Origin of the sequence: Flavobacterium soyae, from assembly GCF_045348165.1 — a bacterium.
GTDB classification, from domain to species: Bacteria; Bacteroidota; Bacteroidia; order Flavobacteriales; family Flavobacteriaceae; genus Flavobacterium; species Flavobacterium soyae.
On record NZ_CP150845.1, the window covers coordinates 1,819,082 to 1,841,182 of the forward strand.

Below are 22,101 nucleotides of genomic sequence, written 5' to 3' on the forward strand. Positions count from 1 at the left end.
CTGAGAATCAATTTTTGGTATTCAGGTTTTAGAATATCTATTACACAAATTAACACCAAGTTTGTCTATGCGTAACTTTACTCTTAATTGGTTTAAGTTCTTCAAACCAAATTTTCTTGTTTTACTTTTTTTACTGCTCAGCTATAGTGCTTCAGCTCAGTTTTACACGAAACATTATATCGCGCCGGCTCCCTGGCAATATTTTAGTAAAGCAAATGAAATTGTTATTGCAACAAATTCTACAAGTATTGTAAATATTACGTTAACAAAGAGCGATGGTACTTTAGTAACAACTTTAACCGCTATAAAAGGAACTCCGGCGGTCTACAGATTTAATCTACTTGCGAAAGATCTTCCTATGAATGCTTTAAATACGGTAATCTCGGGGGCAGGGTTAATAGTGACAAGTGATGGGCCAACATCTGTAAACATGCGAAATGTTGCTTCTGATGACTATACTAACGGAGAGAATGTTGATGCGAATCTGAAGGGAAATGCAGCATTGACCAGTTTTGGTGATGCAGGAATAGGCGTACGTTTTAGAATAGGATATTATAGAGACGGCAGCTTAGGAAATTTTAGCAGCTTAGGAGATCAACGTCCAATTTATAGTATTATGGCTACTGCTAATAATACAACAGTAAAAATTAACAATGCCATTGCAGCTACATTAAATGCAGGACAAAGTTATTTGTTTAAAGCTGCAATAGGAACATTGGTAGAGTCCTCAAATCCTTCTGTAATGAACACTTCTGCGGCGATAGATATGCCGGGCGGCTGTGGGGATGGGGCTTTTAATCAGGTTCCGCCTGAATCAGTTTTGGGTACGGAGTACTTTATTGAAAGAGGAAAAGGAAATGATACTGCAGAGCAAACAACTGTAGTTGCAACAAAAGACAATACAGTTTTAACAATAGATACTTATTCAACAACAGGTGCATTAGTAGCTACGAACAGTGTTACTTTGGCAACAGCGGGGAGTTTTCATACTTTTCAAAATGGTGTGTCGAATACAAGCTTTTCGGCATCACGTGTTTCTGCAGATAAGAAAGTTGTTGTATATTCAGGTACGGCACAATCTTGTGAGGTTGATATTTCGACAATTGCCCCGGTATCTGAATGTGGAGGATCTAATTTTATAGAAACAGCAAAGTTTAGAAATTATGGTACGGGAACGTTACCGTATTTTGGATATATACTTTTGAGAAGTGCTGCAGATGTTGTAACAGTAAATGGAACTAATATTGAGACTATAAGCGGTATTACAGCCCGTCATCAATTAGGAACAACAGGCTGGTATTTGATAAACTTTGAAGATACTCAAATAGGCAGTCCAAATGTTCTTTCTATTTCAAGCGCAGCAAAATTAACGGTTTCAATTGTACAGCAGGGAGGGGGATTCTCAATGGCAGGCTTTTTCTCTAATTTTGCAGCTCAGCCGGAAGACCCAACTTTGACTTATATTTCAGGTGGCGGATGTACTAATAATAAAGCAGAATTAACAACACCAGCTGGTTTTGCGCCCTATCAATGGTATTTTAACGGGACTGCTATAGCTGGTGCTAATTCGTCAATTTATACGGCTGTAAAAACAGGGTCATATTCCGTAGCTTCAACTTTAACTTGTGGAGCTCAAACTCAGTCAAAACCTGTCAGCGTTACTCTGTGTACAGATTTAGGAATTACAAAAACAGTTGATAATGCAGCACCATGTATAGGGTCTGCAGTTGAATTTACTGTTACGGTGAGTAATTTAGGAGGTAATAATGTTTCTGGAGTTTCAGTAAATGATTTACTTCCTTCGGGTTATACTTATGTTAGTTCAACACCATCAGTAGGTGTTTATGATTCGGCGACAGGTATTTGGAGTATTGGCGATGTAGAGGCGCAAACATCTGTGACATTAAAAATTACTGCAACAGTAAATGCATCAGGTAACTATACAAATACTGCCTCATTACCAGCTTCAATAGACACTAATACTGCTAACAATTCAGCTAGTGCAGCGGTAACACCAAAGACATCAACTCTTGTTGTTACGAATCCTGCTGCAATTTGTGCACCTGCTGCAGTAGATTTAACTGCACCGGCTGTTACAGCTGGAAGTACTTCAAATATGACACTTTCGTATTGGACAGATGCAAATGCATCGATTGCTTATGCAGCACCAAGTGCTGTTACTGCTTCAGGAACATATTATATAAAGGCAGTTTCTACTGACGGATGTCAGTTTATAAAACCGGTAGTGGTAACAATTAACCCACAGCCAGCTGCACCTACAATTAGCGTTAATTCAGGTTCAGCTACCTGTACAACTGCCGGAAATACAGTTTTAAGATCAAGTAGTGCAAGCGGTGGCAGTTATTTATGGTCAACAGGAGAAACTACAAGAAATATTACAATTAACAGCGAAGGAAGTTATAGCGTTAAAATAATAAATAGTTCTGGCTGTGCAAGTAATAGTTCTGCAGTAACAGTAGTAACTTTTACACCAGCTGCACCTACGGCTTCTGCTCAGACATTTTGTTCTTCTGAAAATAAAAAAGTTAGTGATTTAGTTGCCTCAGGGACTAATTTAAAATGGTATAGCGGAGCAAATGGAGGAACAGCTCTTTCATCAACTTTAGCTTTGGCAACAGGGAATTATTATGGAAGCCAAACTGTAAATGGATGTGAAAGTTCAAGAACTCAGGTATCAGTAACTATTAATACGACTTCCTCAGCCCCGGTTGCTTCCTCTCAGACTTTTTGTGCTTCTGATAATAAAAAGGTAAGTGATTTAGTGGCTGTTGGGACTAATTTAAAGTGGTATAGTGCTGCTTCAGGTGGTACAGCCCTTCTGTCAACCCAGACTTTATCTACAGGAAATTATTATGTAAGCCAAACTGCGAATAGTTGTGGAGAAAGTGCCAGAACGTTAGTAGCGGTAACAATAGGTACTGTGCCATCTGCGCCATCGGCATCTTCACAGACATTTTGTGCTTCTGATGCTAAAAAAGTTAGTGATTTAGTGGCAGTAGGAACAAACTTAAAATGGTACAGCGCAAGCAGCGGAGGAACACTTTATACAGGAACAGAAACACTAACGTCAGGAAATTACTATGTAAGCCAAACTACTAATAGTTGTGGAGAGAGTACCAGGACGTTAGTAGCAGTTACAGTAAATAATACAACTGCGCCAACAGCATCTTCACAAACATTTTGTGCAATTGATGCTAAAAAAGTTAGTGATTTAACTGCTTCCGGAACTAACTTGAAATGGTATAGTACAAGCAGCGGAGGAACACTTTACACAGGCACAGAAACATTAACATCAGGAAATTATTATGTAAGCCAGACTCTAAACAGCTGTGAAAGTACAAGAACTTTAGTGGCAGTTACAGTAAATAATACAGCTGTACCAACGGCTTCTTCACAAACATTTTGTACCTCTGAGAATAAAAAAGTTAGTGATTTAGTGGCAGCAGGTACCAATTTGAAATGGTATAATGCAAATACTGGCGGGACACTTTATTCGGGAACAGAAGTATTGGCATCAGGCAACTATTATGTAAGCCAGACCGTAAGCGGATGCGAAAGTGTGAGAATCTTAGTATCAATAACAGTAAACCCAACACCAGCAGCACCAACTATTACAGCAGATGGTTCAACGACATTCTGTTCTGGTGGAACGGTAACTTTGACTTCTACCGGAGGGAACAGTTATTTATGGTCAACTGGAGCTGTTACTCAGTCAATTACTGTATCTGTTTCAGGGACTTATAGTGTAAGAATAGCAAATGCTTCAGGATGTCAAAGTGCCTCTTCAACTGCTGCGATAGTAACAGTAAATCCTATACCTTCAGCCCCAACAGCTACAGCACAGAATTTCTGTTCAGTTGATGCTAAAAACGTAAGTGATCTTACTGCGACAGGAACAAACTTAAAATGGTACAGCGCTTCAACAGGAGGAACATTATATACAGGAACAGAAACTTTAGTAACAGGAACTTACTATGTAAGTCAGACTGTAACTGGGTGTGAAAGTGCAAGAACTTCGGTAAGTGTCACAGTGAATGCTACCCCGGCAGTTCCGTTATTAAGCGCTGTGATCCAGCCTACATGCTTAACGGCATCTGGAAGTTTTACAATTACAAACTATGATGCTTCAAATACTTATGCGATAAACCCTTCGGCAGGTGTTTCCCAGTCAGGGGATACTGTAACGGCACCGGCAGGAAGCTACACGGTAACGGCTTCAGCGAACGGCTGCACTTCGGGAGCATCCTCTGCTGCGGTTATAAACGCGCAGCCGGCTACCCCGGCCGTTCCGTTATTAAGCGCTGTGATCCAGCCTACATGCTTAACGGCATCTGGAAGTTTTACAATTACAAACTATGATGCTTCGAATACCTATACGATAAGCCCTTCGGCAGGTGTTTCCCAGTCAGGGGATACTGTAACGGCACCGGCAGGAAGCTACACGGTAACGGCTTCAGCGAACGGCTGCACTTCGGGAGCATCCTCTGCTGCGGTTATAAACGCGCAGCCGGCTACCCCGGCAGTTCCGTCATTAAGCGCTGTGACCCAGCCTACATGCTTAACGGCATCTGGAAGTTTTACAATTACAAACTATGATGCTTCGAATACCTATACGGTAAGCCCGTCGGCAGGTGTTTCCCAGTCAGGGGATACTGTAACGGCACCGGCAGGAAGCTATACGGTAACGGCTTCAGCGAACGGCTGTACTTCGGGAGCATCCTCTGCTGCGGTTATAAACGCGCAGCCGGCTACCCCGGCAGTTCCGTTATTAAGCGCTGTGATCCAGCCTGCATGCTTAACGGCATCTGGAAGTTTTACAATCACAAACTATGATGCTTCGAATACCTATACGGTAAGCCCGTCGGCAGGTGTTTCCCAGTCGGGGGATACTGTAACGGCACCGGCAGGAAGCTATACGGTAACGGCTTCAGCGAACGGCTGTACTTCGGGAGCATCCTCTGCTGCGGTTATAAACGCGCAGCCGGCTACCCCGGCAGTTCCGTTATTAAGCGCTGTGATCCAGCCTGCATGCTTAACGGCATCTGGAAGTTTTACAATCACAAACTATGATGCTTCGAATACCTATACGGTAAGCCCGTCGGCAGGTGTTTCCCAGTCGGGGGATACTGTAACGGCACCGGCAGGAAGCTATACGGTAACGGCTTCAGCGAACGGCTGTACTTCGGGAGCATCCTCTGCTGCGGTTATAAACGCGCAGCCGGCTACCCCGGCAGTTCCGTCATTAAGCGCTGTGATCCAGCCTGCATGCTTAACGGCATCTGGAAGTTTTACAATCACAAACTATGATGCTTCGAATACCTATACGATAAGCCCTTCGGCAGGTGTTTCCCAGTCGGGGGATACTGTAACGGCACCGGCAGGAAGCTATACGGTAACGGCTTCAGCAAACGGCTGTACTTCGGGAGCATCCTCTGCTGCGGTTATAAACGCGCAGCCGGCTACCCCGGCAGTTCCGTCATTAAGCGCTGTGATCCAGCCTGCATGCTTAACGGCATCTGGAAGTTTTACAATCACAAACTATGATGCTTCGAATACCTATACGATAAGCCCGTCGGCAGGTGTTTCCCAGTCGGGGGATACTGTAACGGCACCGGCAGGAAGCTATACGGTAACGGCTTCAGCAAACGGCTGTACTTCGGGTGCATCCTCTGCTGCGGTTATCAATGCGCAGCCGGCTACCCCGGCAGTTCCGTTATTAAGCACTGTGATCCAGCCTACATGCTTAACGGCATCTGGAAGTTTTACAATTACAAACTATGATGCTTCGAATACCTATACGATAAGCCCTTCGGCAGGTGTTTCCCAGTCAGGGGATACTGTAACGGCACCGGCAGGAAGCTATACGGTAACGGCTTCAGCAAACGGCTGTACTTCGGATGCATCCTCTGCTGCGGTTATCAATGCGCAGCCGGCTACCCCGGCAGTTCCGTCATTAAGCGCTGTGACCCAGCCTGCATGCTTAACGGCATCTGGAAGTTTTACAATTACAAACTATGATGCTTCAAATACCTATACGGTAAGCCCGTCGGCAGGTGTTTCTCAGTCAGGGGACACCGTGACGGCACCGGCAGGAAGCTATACGGTAACGGCTTCAGCAAACGGCTGTACTTCGGATGCATCCTCTGCTGCGGTTATCAATGCGCAGCCGGCTACCCCGGCAGTTCCGTTATTAAGCGCTGTGATCCAGCCTACATGCTTAACGGCATCTGGAAGTTTTACAATTACAAACTATGATGCTTCGAATACCTATACGGTAAGCCCGTCGGCAGGTGTTTCCCAGTCGGGGGATACTGTAACGGCACCGGCAGGAAGCTATACGGTAACGGCTTCAGCAAACGGCTGTACTTCGGGTGCATCCTCTGCTGCGGTTATCAATGCGCAGCCGGCTACCCCGGCAGTTCCGTCATTAAGCGCTGTGATCCAGCCTGCATGCTTAACGGCATCTGGAAGTTTTACAATCACAAACTATGATGCTTCGAATACCTATACGATAAGCCCGTCGGCAGGTGTTTCCCAGTCGGGGGATACTGTAACGGCACCGGCAGGAAGCTATACGGTAACGGCTTCAGCAAACGGCTGTACTTCGGGTGCATCCTCTGCTGCGGTTATCAATGCGCAGCCGGCTACCCCGGCAGTTCCGTTATTAAGCACTGTGATCCAGCCTACATGCTTAACGGCATCTGGAAGTTTTACAATTACAAACTATGATGCTTCGAATACCTATACGATAAGCCCTTCGGCAGGTGTTTCCCAGTCAGGGGATACTGTAACGGCACCGGCAGGAAGCTACACGGTAACGGCTTCAGCGAACGGCTGCACTTCGGGAGCATCCTCTGCTGCGGTTATAAACGCGCAGCCGGCTACCCCGGCCGTTCCGTTATTAAGCGCTGTGATCCAGCCTACATGCTTAACGGCATCTGGAAGTTTTACAATTACAAACTATGATGCTTCGAATACCTATACGATAAGCCCTTCGGCAGGTGTTTCCCAGTCAGGGGATACTGTAACGGCACCGGCAGGAAGCTACACGGTAACGGCTTCAGCGAACGGCTGCACTTCGGGAGCATCCTCTGCTGCGGTTATAAACGCGCAGCCGGCTACCCCGGCAGTTCCGTCATTAAGCGCTGTGACCCAGCCTACATGCTTAACGGCATCTGGAAGTTTTACAATTACAAACTATGATGCTTCGAATACCTATACGGTAAGCCCGTCGGCAGGTGTTTCCCAGTCAGGGGATACTGTAACGGCACCGGCAGGAAGCTATACGGTAACGGCTTCAGCGAACGGCTGTACTTCGGGAGCATCCTCTGCTGCGGTTATAAACGCGCAGCCGGCTACCCCGGCAGTTCCGTTATTAAGCGCTGTGATCCAGCCTGCATGCTTAACGGCATCTGGAAGTTTTACAATCACAAACTATGATGCTTCGAATACCTATACGGTAAGCCCGTCGGCAGGTGTTTCCCAGTCGGGGGATACTGTAACGGCACCGGCAGGAAGCTATACGGTAACGGCTTCAGCGAACGGCTGTACTTCGGGAGCATCCTCTGCTGCGGTTATAAACGCGCAGCCGGCTACCCCGGCAGTTCCGTCATTAAGCGCTGTGATCCAGCCTGCATGCTTAACGGCATCTGGAAGTTTTACAATTACAAACTATGATGCTTCAAATACCTATACGGTAAGCCCTTCGGCAGGTGTTTCCCAGTCGGGGGATACTGTAACGGCACCGGCAGGAAGCTATACGGTAACGGCTTCAGCGAACGGCTGTACTTCGGGAGCATCCTCTGCTGCGGTTATAAACGCGCAGCCGGCTACCCCGGCAGTTCCGTTATTAAGCGCTGTGATCCAGCCTGCATGCTTAACGGCATCTGGAAGTTTTACAATCACAAACTATGATGCTTCGAATACCTATACGGTAAGCCCGTCGGCAGGTGTTTCCCAGTCGGGGGATACTGTAACGGCACCGGCAGGAAGCTATACGGTAACGGCTTCAGCGAACGGCTGTACTTCGGGAGCATCCTCTGCTGCGGTTATAAACGCGCAGCCGGCTACCCCGGCAGTTCCGTTATTAAGCGCTGTGATCCAGCCTGCATGCTTAACGGCATCTGGAAGTTTTACAATCACAAACTATGATGCTTCGAATACCTATACGGTAAGCCCGTCGGCAGGTGTTTCCCAGTCGGGGGATACTGTAACGGCACCGGCAGGAAGCTATACGGTAACGGCTTCAGCGAACGGCTGTACTTCGGGAGCATCCTCTGCTGCGGTTATAAACGCGCAGCCGGCTACCCCGGCAGTTCCGTCATTAAGCGCTGTGATCCAGCCTGCATGCTTAACGGCATCTGGAAGTTTTACAATCACAAACTATGATGCTTCGAATACCTATACGATAAGCCCTTCGGCAGGTGTTTCCCAGTCGGGGGATACTGTAACGGCACCGGCAGGAAGCTATACGGTAACGGCTTCAGCAAACGGCTGTACTTCGGGTGCATCCTCTGCTGCGGTTATCAATGCGCAGCCGGCTACCCCGGCAGTTCCGTCATTAAGCGCTGTGATCCAGCCTGCATGCTTAACGGCATCTGGAAGTTTTACAATCACAAACTATGATGCTTCGAATACCTATACGATAAGCCCGTCGGCAGGTGTTTCCCAGTCGGGGGATACTGTAACGGCACCGGCAGGAAGCTATACGGTAACGGCTTCAGCAAACGGCTGTACTTCGGGTGCATCCTCTGCTGCGGTTATCAATGCGCAGCCGGCTACCCCGGCAGTTCCGTCATTAAGCGCTGTGATCCAGCCTGCATGCTTAACGGCATCTGGAAGTTTTACAATCACAAACTATGATGCTTCGAATACCTATACGATAAGCCCGTCGGCAGGTGTTTCCCAGTCGGGGGATACTGTAACGGCACCGGCAGGAAGCTATACGGTAACGGCTTCAGCAAACGGCTGTACTTCGGGTGCATCCTCTGCTGCGGTTATCAATGCGCAGCCGGCTACCCCGACAGTTCCGTCATTAAGCGCTGTGACCCAGCCTGCATGCTTAACGGCATCTGGAAGTTTTACAATTACAAACTATGATGCTTCAAATACCTATACGGTAAGCCCTTCGGCAGGTGTTTCCCAGTCGGGGGATACTGTAACGGCACCGGCAGGAAGCTATACGGTAACGGCTTCAGCAAACGGCTGCACTTCGGGTGCATCTCCGGCAGCGGTAATTTCAGAATATATTTGTGCTGAAGATGATACACCTTTATCAGTTAATGGTTTAGTTGGAGGATCAATTTCAACTATTTTTGCCAATGATAAAATTAATGGAGTATCTTTTCTTCCAGCAGATGTTGTTTTGACAATAGGTACTCTTCCAACAGGAATTACTTTTAATTCTAATGGAACGATAGATGTAGCTCCAAATACAGCTGTAGGAACACATGTAATTATTTATACGATTTGTAAGTCAACGAATACTAGCATTTGTGATTCAGCTACAGTAACGGTTATAATAACAGTCCCGGTTATCAATGCAGTAACAGAAACTGCAGCTGCAATCAACGGAAACACAGGAGGTACGACAGCAGCTTTAACGGCTAATGATACTTTAAACGGAAACCCGGTTGTCATTGGTACGGCACAAGGAAACGTAACATTAACAGCAGTAAATGTTCCATCAGGGTTAACCTTAAATGCAGATGGAACAGTAACAGTTGCACCAAGCACAGCAGCAGGAACTTATGATGTTGAATACCGCATTTGTGAGGTTACGAACCCATCAAATTGCGATGCAGTAATCTCTAAAGTTGTGGTAAGTGCAGGAACACTTGCTGCTAACCCAGATACTATAGGATCAGTTACAGCAGGAAATACAGCTCAGACATTACCGATAAATGTATTTGATAACGATACTAAAAACGGAACAGCATTAGTTCCGTCAGATGTAAATCTGACTACGGCTACTGCAGACCCGACAGGATATTTAGTTTTAAACCCAGACGGAAGCTTAACCCTAGGCGCTAATGTTCCGGCAGGCACTTATCAATTGACTTATACAATCTGTGAGAAACTAAACCCATCAAACTGCAGTTCAAATACAGTAAGTGTAACAGTAGGGACACCGGTTATCGATGCAGTTACAGAAACAACAACATCTATCAACGGAAACACAGGAGGAACAACAGTTTCATTAACAGCCAATGATACTTTAAACGGAAACCCGGTTGTCATTGGTACAGCGCAAGGAAACGTAAGATTAACAGCAGTAAATGTTCCATCAGGCTTAACCTTAAATGCAGACGGAACAGTAACAGTTGCACCAAACACAGCAGCAGGAACCTACGATGTAGAATACAGCATCTGTGAGGTTACAAACCCATCAAATTGCGATGCAGTAATCTCTAAAGTTGTGGTAAGTGCAGGAACACTTGCTGCAAACCCTGATACTATTGGATCAGTTACAGCAGGAAACACACCTCAGACATTACCATTAAATGTATTTGATAACGATACTAAAAATGGAACAGCACTTATTTCATCAGATGTAAATCTGACTACAACTATTGCAGATCCAACAGGATATTTAATTTTAAACCCAGACGGAAGCTTAACCCTAGGCGCTAATGCTCCGGCAGGCACTTATCAATTGACTTATACAATCTGTGAGAAACTAAACCCATCAAACTGCAGTTCAAATACAGTAAGTGTAACAGTAGGGACACCGGTTATCGATGCAGTTACAGAAACAACAACATCTATCAACGGAAACACAGGAGGAACAACAGTTTCATTAACAGCCAATGATACTTTAAACGGAAACCCGGTTGTCATTGGTACAGCGCAAGGAAACGTAAGATTAACAGCAGTAAATGTTCCATTAGGCTTAACATTAAACGCAGACGGAACAGTAACAGTTGCAGCAAACACAGCAGCAGGAACTTATGATGTTGAATACCGCATTTGTGAGGTTACAAACCCATCAAATTGCGATGCAGTAATCTCTAAAGTTGTGGTAAGTGCAGGAACACTTGCTGCAAACCCTGATATTATTGGATCGGTTACAGCAGGAAACACACCTCAGACATTACCATTAAATGTATTTGATAACGATACTAAAAATGGAACAGCACTAGTTCCATCAGATGTAAATCTGACTACAACTATTGCAGATCCAACAGGATATTTAGTTTTAAATCCAGACGGAAGCTTAACACTAGGGGCTAATGCTCCGGCAGGCACTTATCAATTGACTTATACAATCTGTGAGAAACTAAACCCATCAAACTGCAGTTCAAATACAGTAAGTGTAACAGTAGGGACACCGGTTATCGATGCAGTTACCGAAACTACGGCATCTATAAACGGAAACACAGGAGGTACGACAGCAGCTTTAACGGCTAATGATACTTTAAACGGAAACCCGGTTGTCATTGGTACGGCACAAGGAAACGTAACATTAACAGCAGTAAATGTTCCATCAGGGTTAACCTTAAATGCAGACGGAACTGTTACTGTTGCAGCAAACACACCGGCAGGAACTTATGATGTTGAATACAGCATTTGTGAGGTTACAAACCCATCAAATTGCGATGCAGTAATCTCTAAAGTTGGGGTAATTAGCGGGGTGCAATTACAAGCGATTGATGATATAGTTGGATCAGTAGTTGGAATAAATCAGCCTCAAACCATTATAAATGTTTTTGATAATGATACTAACAACGGATTACCAGTTGTAGTAAATGATATAAATCTTTCTATAGTAACTCCAGATCCAACAGGATTCTTAACATTAAATCCTGACGGGACAGTTACATTGGGAGCAAATGCACCAAGAGGAACTTATGAATTGACTTATCAGATTTGTGAAAAGTTGAACCCAACAAACTGTAGTTCAGCTTCGATTAAAGTAACTGTTGATGAACCAACAATGACTGTAACAGCAAGCAGCTACTGTTCTAATAACGTTCCTTATGTGTCATACAATATTGTTGCAGATAATTTTACACCTACTAATTTATTAACAATTCAATGGGTTGATAGTGCAAATAATGTAGTTGCGACTCAAACTAATTTACCATTAAACGGAAATATTTTATGGCCGGGTGCAGTTATAGATGGCAGTGGAAACGGGATAGACTGGCCGGGATGGTTAAATACAAATGGTCAATGGATAGAAGGGGCTGATGGATTTGAGAAAACGAGACCAGACGTTACAATGGTATTCTCATTAAACCCAACAGCCAGCATTCATGTAAATTATCCGGCAGCTACAGCAGATTGTAATGCAAGACCAACTTTTACTATCAAAGCAAATAATGATACTGCAGGCTCAATAGATATTAGCAAAGGAACCAGCACAGGAATAAATGTTTTTGATAATGACACACAAAACGGATCAGCTGTTATTCCAGCAAATGTAACTTTAAGTACAGTTGTTCCAAATACTCATTTAGTTTTAAATGCAGATGGTACTGTTGATATTAAACCCGGAACACAAACAGGAATTTATCAATTGACATATCAAATATGTGATGTTTCAAGTTCGTCTAATTGCAGCCAGGCAGTTGTAAGCGTTGAAGTTCTGAATACAACTATTCCAGTTACGCCATCAACACCAATTACAGCTAACAATGATGGAGAAATTGCGGTTGACGGAATTAATGGTTCACTAGAATTTATAAATGTTTTAGATAATGATTTATTAAACGGAACTGCAATTAATTCTGCAGATGTTACTATCTCAAACACATCTGGTAATACAAATTTTGAATTTAATGCTGACGGAACCGTAAATGTAAAACCAAATACACCAGCAGGAACTTATCAAATTGCGTATGAAATTTGTGAAAAAGCAGCAGCGACCAGAAATTGCAGTTCAGCAGTATTATCAGTTTTTGTAGAAGTTCCAGGAATCGCAATTGTTAAAACAGCGGTATTTAATGACGATAACAATAACAAAATTGCAAATGCAGGTGAAACAATTACGTACAAATTTGTAGTAACAAACACAGGAAATGTACCATTAACAGGAATCACAATTACAGATCCGCTGCCAGGAGTAATCGTTTCAGGACAGGCTATTGATTTAGCTGTCGGTGAATCAAACGATACTAATTTCAGTGCTCTTTATAAAATATCGCAAACCGATATTAATAACGGAACAGTAACGAATCAGGCAAGTGTTAAAGGAAGCAGTGCAAAAGGAGTAGTGGTAGAAGATATTTCAGATAATTCAGGTATCGATGGAGATAAACCTACAGTGATAACATTAAATGGCTGTGAGATCAATGTTATAAATGCTTTATCTCCAAATGGAGATCAGAAAAACGAACGATTCTATATTCAGGGATTAGAATGTTATCCGGATAATACAGTAGAAATTTACAATCGCTGGGGTGTTTTGGTTTTCGAAAAGGACGCATATAATAATGAAGACAGAGTATTTAAAGGATATTCAGAAGGGCGTACAACTATGAAACAATCAGAAGGATTGCCAGTAGGAACCTATTTCTATATTCTAAAATATAAAGACAGCGGTTCAAACCCTCACGAAAAATCAGGTTATTTATATATCAATAAATAAAATTACAAACGGCTTAGTAAGCTAAGCCGTTTTAAAACTCTTATAAATGAAAAAATTAGGTTTAATTTTCATGTTTTTTACAATTGTGTGCTCAGCTCAGCAAGATTCTCAATTCACACAATATATGTATAATACAATCGAAATCAATCCGGCATACGCAGGTTCACGCGGCGTATTAAGTGCTTTCGGTTTATATCGTACACAATGGATTGGTCTTGACGGAGCACCGGAAACAAGTACTTTTTCAGTAAATACACCTTTAAATAATAGTAATTTAGGATTAGGAGTTTCGCTGGTAAATGATAAAATCGGACCAACGAATGAAAATACTTTGTCGGCAGATTTGTCTTATAGTGTTCCAACTTCTGAATCATTTCAGCTTTCATTTGGTATTAAAGCCACAGCAAATCTTTTCAATCTTGATAAAAGTAAATTAAGTTATGAAGATCAAAATGATGAGATGTTTCAGGATTTAAGAAACAAGTTTACACCAAATATTGGAGCCGGAATTTACTGGCATTCAGATCGTGCCTACTTAGGATTATCAGTTCCAAATTTTATCGAAACAAATAGATACGATGATAACGATGTTGCTGTTTTCAAAGAAAAAATAAACTACTATTTCATGGCAGGTTATGTGTTCAATTTAGATCGTTTAGAGTACATAAAATTTAAACCGGCATTATTGACAAAAATGGTAGAAGGAGCTCCTTTACAGGTCGATGTTTCAGGAAATTTTATGTTTAATGACAAGTTTGTTGTTGGTCTTGCGTACCGTTGGAGCGCTTCTGTAAGTGCTATGGCTGGTTTTCAGGTTACAAAAGGAATGTATATAGGATACGGTTATGATCATGAGACAACAAATTTAAGAAGATACAATTCGGGATCACATGAGATTTTCCTTCGTTTTGATTTCTTTAATAACTACAGCAAACTTACTTCACCAAGATTCTTTTAATATTTAAATACGAAGATGAAAAAACTAATTTATTTCTTTTTGTTCTTTTGCTATTTCTTCAATGCAAATGCTCAAACCGCCAGTATAAATAATGCAGATAAAAAATATGATAATTATGCTTACGCGGATGCTATAAAGGCTTATGAAAACTTAGTAAAAAAAGGAGTTAAAGAAGAAAGAATATTTCAAAGACTTGGCAATTCCTATTATTTCATAGGAGAATTAGAAGAAGCCCTAAATTACTATCAGGAATTATTTAATTTAAATGAAAATCAAGAAGCCGAGTATATGTACAAGTATGCCCAATGCTTAAAATCAATTGGGAGTTATCGTAAAGCAGATGAAGTTTTAGAAAAATTCAGCCAAAAAGTACCTTTAGATAAAAGAGCAGTTTTGTTTTTAAAGAACAAAAATTATTTAGAAGATATTAAAGCAAATTCTGGACGATTTGATATTGCCGATGCCGGAGTTAACTCAAAAGATTCAGATTACGGAAGCACGATTTTAGACAATAAATTAGTATTTACATCTGCAAGAGATACAGGAGTCATAATCAAAAAGAATTTTAAATGGACAAATAAAGCCATCTCGACATTATATACAGTTGAATTAAATCCTGATGGAAGTATCGAAAAACCAGTACTATTTCATAAAAAGAATTTAAAAGTAAACTTAAATCAATCTACTCCGGTTTTTACAAAAGACGGACAAACAATGTATTTTACCAGAAACAATTCTGTAGACGGTAAAAGAAGACAAAATGAAAATAACATTACGTTTTTAAAACTTTATAAAGCAGTTTTAATTGATAACGAATGGAAAGAAGTTAAGGAACTTCCGTTCAATAGTGACGAATACAGCGTGGCACATCCAGCCTTAAGCACTGATGGAAAAACATTGTATTTTGCGTCAGATATGCCAGGAACACTAGGGCTTTCTGATATATTTAAAGTAAGTATAGCTGCCGACGGAACTTTTGGAACACCAGAAAATTTAGGACCTGAAATTAATACAGAAGGAAGAGAAACGTTTCCTTTTATTTCTGATGAAAACGAACTTTATTTTGCCAGTGATGGAAGACCTGGTTTAGGCGGACTTGATATTTATGTTTCAAAAATAAACAAAGAAGGTTTATTTGATGAAGTACAAAATGTTGGAGAACCAATAAACAGCATGCAGGACGATTTTGCTTTTATAATTAATAGTAAAAACAGAAATGGTTTTTTCTCTTCAAATAGGGTAAATGGCCAAGGACTTGATGATATTTACAGATTTACAGAAAACCGCAGATTAATTTGCGAACAGCAGTTATCAGGAACAATTACAGATCAGGAAACAAACGAAATACTTTCAAATGTTTCATTGGTTTTGTTTGATGAAGCTGGTAAATCTGCAGTTGAGACAAAATCAGATGCAAACGGAAATTATGTTTTTTCGAATGTAAGATGCGGAAAAAAATATTTTATTAAAACTTCAAAAGAAGATTATTTGTTTAAAGAAGTTTCTGTAACGCTAAAAAAAGCTACAGGCTCAACTTCTCTACAAATCGCTTTAGAAAAGAAACCAAAACCAATAGTAAGAGCAATGCCGGTTGTAATAAAAGGAAACTCTATCAAACCAGTTAAAGTTAATATTACAATAGGAACCGATTTGGTAAAACTTTTAAATATCCCAATGAACTTTTTCGATTTAGGTAAAGCAACAATTAAAAAAGAATCTGAGCCTAAACTGCAAAAAATTGTTGATATGTTAAAACAATATCCAACTATAAAAATAGATATTCGTTCGCATACAGACAGTCGTTCATCATCAGAAAGCAATCAGATTTTATCAGATAAAAGAGCACAGTCTTCTAAAAGCTGGCTGGAACAAAGAGGAATTGATGGAAGCCGCTTAACTGCAAAAGGATACGGAGAAACTCAACTGGTAAATAATTGTGCCGATGGTGTAAAATGTACCGAGAAAGAACATCAGCAAAACAGACGAAGCGAATTTATAATTACAAGTATGTAATTTTATAATATAACAAAAGCCCTTTTCAAATCCAGAAAAGGGCTTTTTATTTATGAATTGATATTGTTATTTTTCGGAATAAACATATCGCTTATTTCACTTAAAAACTCAAATTCATCTAGAGGAAACATTTCTAAAACCATTTCTAAAATCAGAGACACATTCACGGGATTTTTGTTTGTTTCCGAAATTTTATCTGCTTGTTGGTCTAATGTCAAAATGCACATTTTTAGTATATCGGTTATAACGCAGCCAAGTTCATAATAATTTACAAATTTAATCTGAGAAACATTATTTTCTGTTTTGTCCTCAGGGGATTTTAAGGCTCGGAAATATCTGGCGGTTAATTTTTCTAATTGCTCTAATTTTTTAATTTCATTTGTTTCCATATAATATGTTTTCAGCAAATGTAATATTATATTTAGAACACGACATATATGTCGTAGTTATTTTTTTCACAGTTTAATAGATTTGATTTGTGGAAAAAAATAAATACGAGTTAGAGATTATTAAATTAGGTTTATTAATCAAGGAACTCAGAGGAAAAGAAAAGATTACACAAGAACAATTGTCAACATTATGTAATGTTGATGTAAGAACTATTCAAAGAATTGAAAAAGGAAAACAAAACATTACCATTAGTTTACTTTTTTCATTAGCTGATTCATTGAAAATAGAATCAAGTGTATTAATAGGTAAAATATTTTCTGAAAATCCATAATAAATCAATTAGACTTCCAAATTAAAACTCTTAATATAATCCCTACGGGATATTTTTGGGTTGGGATTTCTTTATTTTCTACCGATATTTAACTCCTAACGGAGTTTTTATAGGAACTAAATATTGGTAAAAAATATTTCGTAGAAATTATATATCGGTAGCCATTCCAAAATGTCGACATGCATTTTGTCTCGTAGAGACTATACATTTCATATTGTTTTTTATATAATCCCTACGGGATATTTTTGGGTTGGGATTTCTTTTTTTCTACCGATATGTAACTCCTAACGGAGTTTTTATAGGAATTAAATATTGATAAAAATATTTCGTAGAAATTATATATCGGTAGCTCTTGCAAAATATCGCCATGCATTTTGTCCCGTAGGGACTATACATTTCATATTGTTTTTTATATAATCCCTACGGGATGTTTTTGGGTTGGGATTTCTTTTTTTCTACCGATATGTAACTCCTAACGGAGTTTTTATAGGAATTAAATATTGATAAAAATATTTCGCAGAAATTATATATCGGTAGCTCTTGCAAAATATCGCCATGTATTTTGTCCCGTAGGGACTATACGTTTCATATTATTTTTTATATAATCCCTACAGGATATTTTTGGGTTTGGATTTCTTTTTTTTCTACCGATATGTAAGTCCTAGCGGAGTATTTTTATAAGAATTAAACATTGAAAAATATTTCGTAGAAATTATATATCGGTAACTTTTGCAAAATATCGCCATGCATTTTGTCCCATAGGGACTATACATTTAATATTGTTTCATATCTCCCTACAGGAAATTATTGGACGAATGATTTCATTTTTTCTACCAACCAATTACTCCTAACGGACTATTCCATACAAATTATAACATTTGATTTTACCGATATTTAACTCGTAATGAAATTTCTTTTAATATTTAATTTCTACGAAACACTCCGTTAGGAGTGACTGGTTGGTAACAAAAAAAATATTAACATGCATTTTGTCCCGTAGGGACATATGATCGTCGATAAAAACATGAATATATAATGAAATTCATGTTTTACACGAACATTTCAAAACGTTAAAAAATCTAATTTTCTACAAAAAACCTTTGTAAATCTTTTCTTTCGTTAGTGTATAATTTCTAAAACTTTAAATTTGATGTATTTTGTTTAAAATGAATGAGTTGTGTTTTTAAAAAATCGATTTCGTTGCAAATCGTATTTGTTTTTATTTTAACTTTATAAATCTAAAATTTTTCAGATATGACTGTACATCAAATACTTAATGCAAAAGGAAGGAATGTTTATTCCGTACGTTCAACAACAACCGTTTTTGAAGCCTTAAAAGTAATGGGCGATAAAAATATAGGCGCCATTCTTGTTATTGACGGAAACGACTTAAAAGGGATTTTGTCTGAGAGGGATTATGCTCGAAAAATTGTTTTAAAAGATAAATCTTCAAAAGAAACTTTCGTACATGAAATTATGGAAAGCACTGTTTTCTCAGTACAGCTTTCAAATAATATTGAAGACTGCATGGAACTTATGAGTTCAAAAAGAATCAGACATCTTCCTGTTTTAGAAGATGGAATAGTAGTGGGGATTATTTCAATCAGCGATGTTGTTAAGGCGATTATCGAAATTCAAAAAGACACTATTAATCACTTAAACTCTTATATCTCACAGTAAATACACTTATTAAAATACTTTTTTAGATAGTCCGGAACAAGCCGGGCTATTTTTTTTGACTTTTCAATTTTGATATTTTAACAAAAGAAAGAACCAAAACGCCCCATTTTAAAACTAAGACTTATATCTTTGTAAGCTAGAATAAAAGCTAAAATAATGAACAAAGAGAGTAAAAAAAGAGAGGCGTTAGTGTACCACGCAGAGCCAACTCCAGGAAAAATTCAGGTAGTTCCAACAAAAAAATATGCAACCCAAAGAGATTTATCGCTGGCTTATTCGCCAGGTGTTGCAGAGCCTTGTTTAGCAATTGCAGAAAACATTGATGATGTTTACAAATACACAGCTAAAGGAAATTTAGTTGCCGTAATCTCAAACGGTACAGCTGTTTTGGGTCTGGGAGATATAGGCCCTGAGGCAGGAAAACCTGTAATGGAAGGAAAAGGTTTGTTGTTTAAAATATTCTCTGACATTGACGTTTTTGATATCGAAGTTGATACAAAAAACGTAGAAGAATTTATTCAGACTGTAAAAAATATTGCTCCAACTTTTGGAGGTATTAATCTTGAAGATATCAAAGCACCGGAATCTTTTGAAATTGAAAGAAGATTAATAGAAGAATTAGATATTCCGGTAATGCACGATGACCAGCACGGAACCGCAATTATTTCTTCTGCAGCATTAATCAATGCGCTTGAATTAGCAGGTAAAAAAGCCGAAGATGTAAAAGTAGTAGTTTCCGGAGCGGGATCTGCGGCGATTGCCTGTACAGATTTATATGTTTTATTGGGCGTAAAAGTTGAGAACATTTTAATGTTTAATAGTAAGGGACTTTTAACAAAAGACAATCCTTCATTATCAGAATTACAATTAAAATATGCAATTGACGGCCCAAAAATTGAATTAGCAGAAGCTGTAAATGGAGCTGATGTTTTCATCGGATTATCATCTGGAGATATTCTTTCGCCAGAAATGTTATTGACCATGAAAGACAACCCGATTGTTTTTGCAATGGCAAATCCAAATCCGGAAATCGATTATAATTTAGCTGTAGAAACTCGTAAAGACGTTATTATGGCTACAGGCCGTTCTGATTTTCCTAATCAGGTAAATAACGTTTTAGGATTCCCTTATATTTTTAGAGGAGCGTTAGACGTACGTGCTACAAAAATTAACGAAGCTATGAAAATGGCGGCTGTAAAAGCATTGGCTATTTTAGCAAAAGAACCGGTTCCAGAACAGGTTAACGTAGCTTACGGAGCAACAAAATTAGGTTTCGGGCAGGAATATATTATCCCTAAACCATTTGATCCTAGATTAATTACTATTGTAGCACCTGCAGTTGCAAAAGCGGCAATGGAATCTGGAGTAGCAAAAAATCCTATTACAGACTGGGCTGCTTATGAGGATAAGCTTCGCGAACGTATGGGTAATGATAATAAAATGGTACGTTTAATTACAAACCGTGCTAAATTAGAACCTAAACGAATTGTTTTTGCTGAGGCAGATCAATTAAATGTATTAAAAGCAGCGCAGATTGTACACGAAGAAGGAATTGGTATTCCGGTTTTATTAGGAAGCAGAGAAACTATTTTAGAATTAAAAGAGGAACTAGGTTTTGATGCTGAATTAGAAATCATTGATCCTAAAACAAACGAGGAAGAAGCAAGACGTAACAGATTTGCAGCTTCATACTGGGAAACAAGAGAACGAAGAGGAGTTTCATTGCTTGATGCTCAAAAATTCATGCGCGAAAGAAACTATTTTGCAGCCATGATGGTAAACGAAGGCGAGGCAGATGCTCTTGTTACAGGTTACTCAAGAAGTTATCCAAGTGTAGTAAAACCAATGCTTCAATTAATTGAAAAAGCACACGGAGCTTCGCTTGTCGCAACAGCAAATATGATGCTTACATCTCGCGGCCCAATGTTTTTATCAGATACTGCTATAAACATTAATCCATCTTCTGAAGATTTAGTGAACATAGCCTTGATGACTGCTAAAACAGCAAAAATGTTCGGAATTGAGCCTGTTATTGCAATGGTTTCATATTCAAACTTTGGTTCATCAACACATCAAAATGCTTCAAAAGTAAGAGATGCTGTAGCGTATTTGCATAAAAATCACCCGGAGATGGTCGTAGATGGTGAAATTCAGGCAGACTTTGCTTTAAATTCAGAAATGCTGCAGGAAAAATTCCCTTTCTCTAAATTAGCAGGAAAGAAAGTAAATACACTGGTATTCCCTAACTTAGAGTCGGCAAACATCACTTATAAGTTGATGAAGGAATTGAATAAATCAGCTTCTATTGGACCAATTATGATGGGAATGAATAAACCGGTTCACATTTTTCAATTAGGAGCAAGCGTTGAAGAAATGGTAAACATGGCAGCAATTGCTGTTATCGACGCTCAGGAAAAACAAAATAAAAAAAATAAATTAGCTCAATAGCAGCCATTATATAAGGATCAAATAAAATTGTCTTATTTTTATTGCATTTTTATTATATTTGATACTTATTAATAATACTTATGATAGCACATTTGCAGGGGAAATTAGTTGAAAAAAATCCCACGGAAGTTGTAATTGATTGCGGTGGAGTAGGATACCACGTAAATATTTCTTTACATACTTTTTCATTAATCCCTAATGCTGATTTTATAAAATTGTATACGCATCTTCAAATCAAAGAAGATGCGCATACTTTATTCGGATTTGTAGAAAAATCTGAACGTGAAATATTTAGAATGCTTTTGTCTGTTTCTGGAATTGGGGCAAACATTGCACGAACAATGCTTTCTTCGATAGAACCAAGACAAATTATTAATGCAATTGCCTCGGGAGATGTTGGCTTAATTCAATCTATAAAAGGAATTGGAAACAAAACTGCGCAGCGAGTAATACTTGATTTGAAGGAAAAAGTGTTAAAATTGTACGATTTGGACGAAGTTTCAGTAGTCCAAAACAATACAAATCGAGATGAAGCGTTATCTGCTTTGGAAGTTTTAGGATTCGTTCGAAAAACTTCTGAAAAAGTAGTAGAAAAGATCGTTAAAGAAGATCCTCAAGCTACAGTAGAAACGATCATTAAAAAGGCTTTAAAAAGCTTATAAAATCAAT

Annotated in this window: 8 protein-coding genes; 7 read left to right on the forward strand and 1 reads right to left on the reverse strand. The window is 39.5% G+C overall.

Translation table 11 applies throughout. From position 1 onward, the window contains the following. Positions 1-67 precede the first annotated feature (67 nt). The 3 genes from AABD74_RS08020 to AABD74_RS08030 are packed head-to-tail and all read left to right on the forward strand — an operon-like array spanning position 68 to position 16,583. Positions 68-13,612 (forward strand): gliding motility-associated C-terminal domain-containing protein, encoded by a 13,545-nt coding sequence (locus AABD74_RS08020; RefSeq protein ID WP_406845188.1) that lies wholly within the window; start codon positions 68-70, stop codon positions 13,610-13,612. A gap of 46 nt (positions 13,613-13,658) precedes the next feature. Further along, the gene (locus tag AABD74_RS08025) at positions 13,659-14,570 is read left to right on the forward strand and encodes a type IX secretion system membrane protein PorP/SprF (RefSeq protein ID WP_232681475.1); all 912 of its coding nucleotides are present in this window, start codon (positions 13,659-13,661) and stop codon (positions 14,568-14,570) included. 15 nt (positions 14,571-14,585) lie between these two features. After that, positions 14,586-16,583 carry an OmpA family protein gene (locus AABD74_RS08030; RefSeq protein ID WP_406845189.1) on the forward strand — a complete coding sequence of 666 codons (1,998 nt, stop codon included), beginning with the start codon at positions 14,586-14,588 and terminating at the stop codon, positions 16,581-16,583. 50 nt (positions 16,584-16,633) lie between these two features. Here AABD74_RS08030 and AABD74_RS08035 read toward each other — a convergent pair whose 3' ends face one another. Further along, positions 16,634-16,972, reverse strand: a complete 339-nt coding sequence (locus AABD74_RS08035) for a hypothetical protein (protein ID WP_232681477.1) — start codon at positions 16,970-16,972, stop codon at positions 16,634-16,636. A gap of 89 nt (positions 16,973-17,061) precedes the next feature. Between AABD74_RS08035 and AABD74_RS08040 the strand changes: the two genes are divergently transcribed. The 4 genes from AABD74_RS08040 to ruvA all read left to right on the forward strand — a co-directional run bounded on the left by AABD74_RS08040 (position 17,062) and on the right by ruvA (position 22,094). Continuing rightward, positions 17,062-17,304 (forward strand): helix-turn-helix domain-containing protein, encoded by a 243-nt coding sequence (locus tag AABD74_RS08040; protein ID WP_053471670.1) that lies wholly within the window; start codon positions 17,062-17,064, stop codon positions 17,302-17,304. A gap of 1,254 nt (positions 17,305-18,558) precedes the next feature. Next, positions 18,559-18,984: a CBS domain-containing protein gene (locus AABD74_RS08045; protein ID WP_232681478.1), complete on the forward strand. Its 426-nt coding sequence runs from the start codon at positions 18,559-18,561 to the stop codon at positions 18,982-18,984. 156 nt (positions 18,985-19,140) lie between these two features. Next, complete coding sequence (locus AABD74_RS08050; protein ID WP_406845190.1) at positions 19,141-21,432, forward strand: NADP-dependent malic enzyme; 2,292 nt, start codon at positions 19,141-19,143, stop codon at positions 21,430-21,432. An 80-nt stretch (positions 21,433-21,512) separates the two neighbouring features. Then, positions 21,513-22,094, forward strand: coding sequence for a Holliday junction branch migration protein RuvA (gene ruvA, locus AABD74_RS08055; RefSeq protein ID WP_406845191.1), 582 nt, complete (start codon positions 21,513-21,515; stop codon positions 22,092-22,094). Positions 22,095-22,101: the final 7 nt, after the last annotated feature.

Coding starts and splice junctions, on each gene's coding strand:
- AABD74_RS08045 (WP_232681478.1), top strand. CDS start 18,559: ATGACTGTACATCAAATACTTAATGCAAAAGGAAGGAATGTTTATTCC.
- AABD74_RS08035 (WP_232681477.1), bottom strand. CDS start 16,972: ATGGAAACAAATGAAATTAAAAAATTAGAGCAATTAGAAAAATTAACC.
- ruvA (WP_406845191.1), top strand. CDS start 21,513: ATGATAGCACATTTGCAGGGGAAATTAGTTGAAAAAAATCCCACGGAA.
- AABD74_RS08050 (WP_406845190.1), top strand. CDS start 19,141: ATGAACAAAGAGAGTAAAAAAAGAGAGGCGTTAGTGTACCACGCAGAG.
- AABD74_RS08020 (WP_406845188.1), top strand. CDS start 68: ATGCGTAACTTTACTCTTAATTGGTTTAAGTTCTTCAAACCAAATTTT.
- AABD74_RS08030 (WP_406845189.1), top strand. CDS start 14,586: ATGAAAAAACTAATTTATTTCTTTTTGTTCTTTTGCTATTTCTTCAAT.
- AABD74_RS08025 (WP_232681475.1), top strand. CDS start 13,659: ATGAAAAAATTAGGTTTAATTTTCATGTTTTTTACAATTGTGTGCTCA.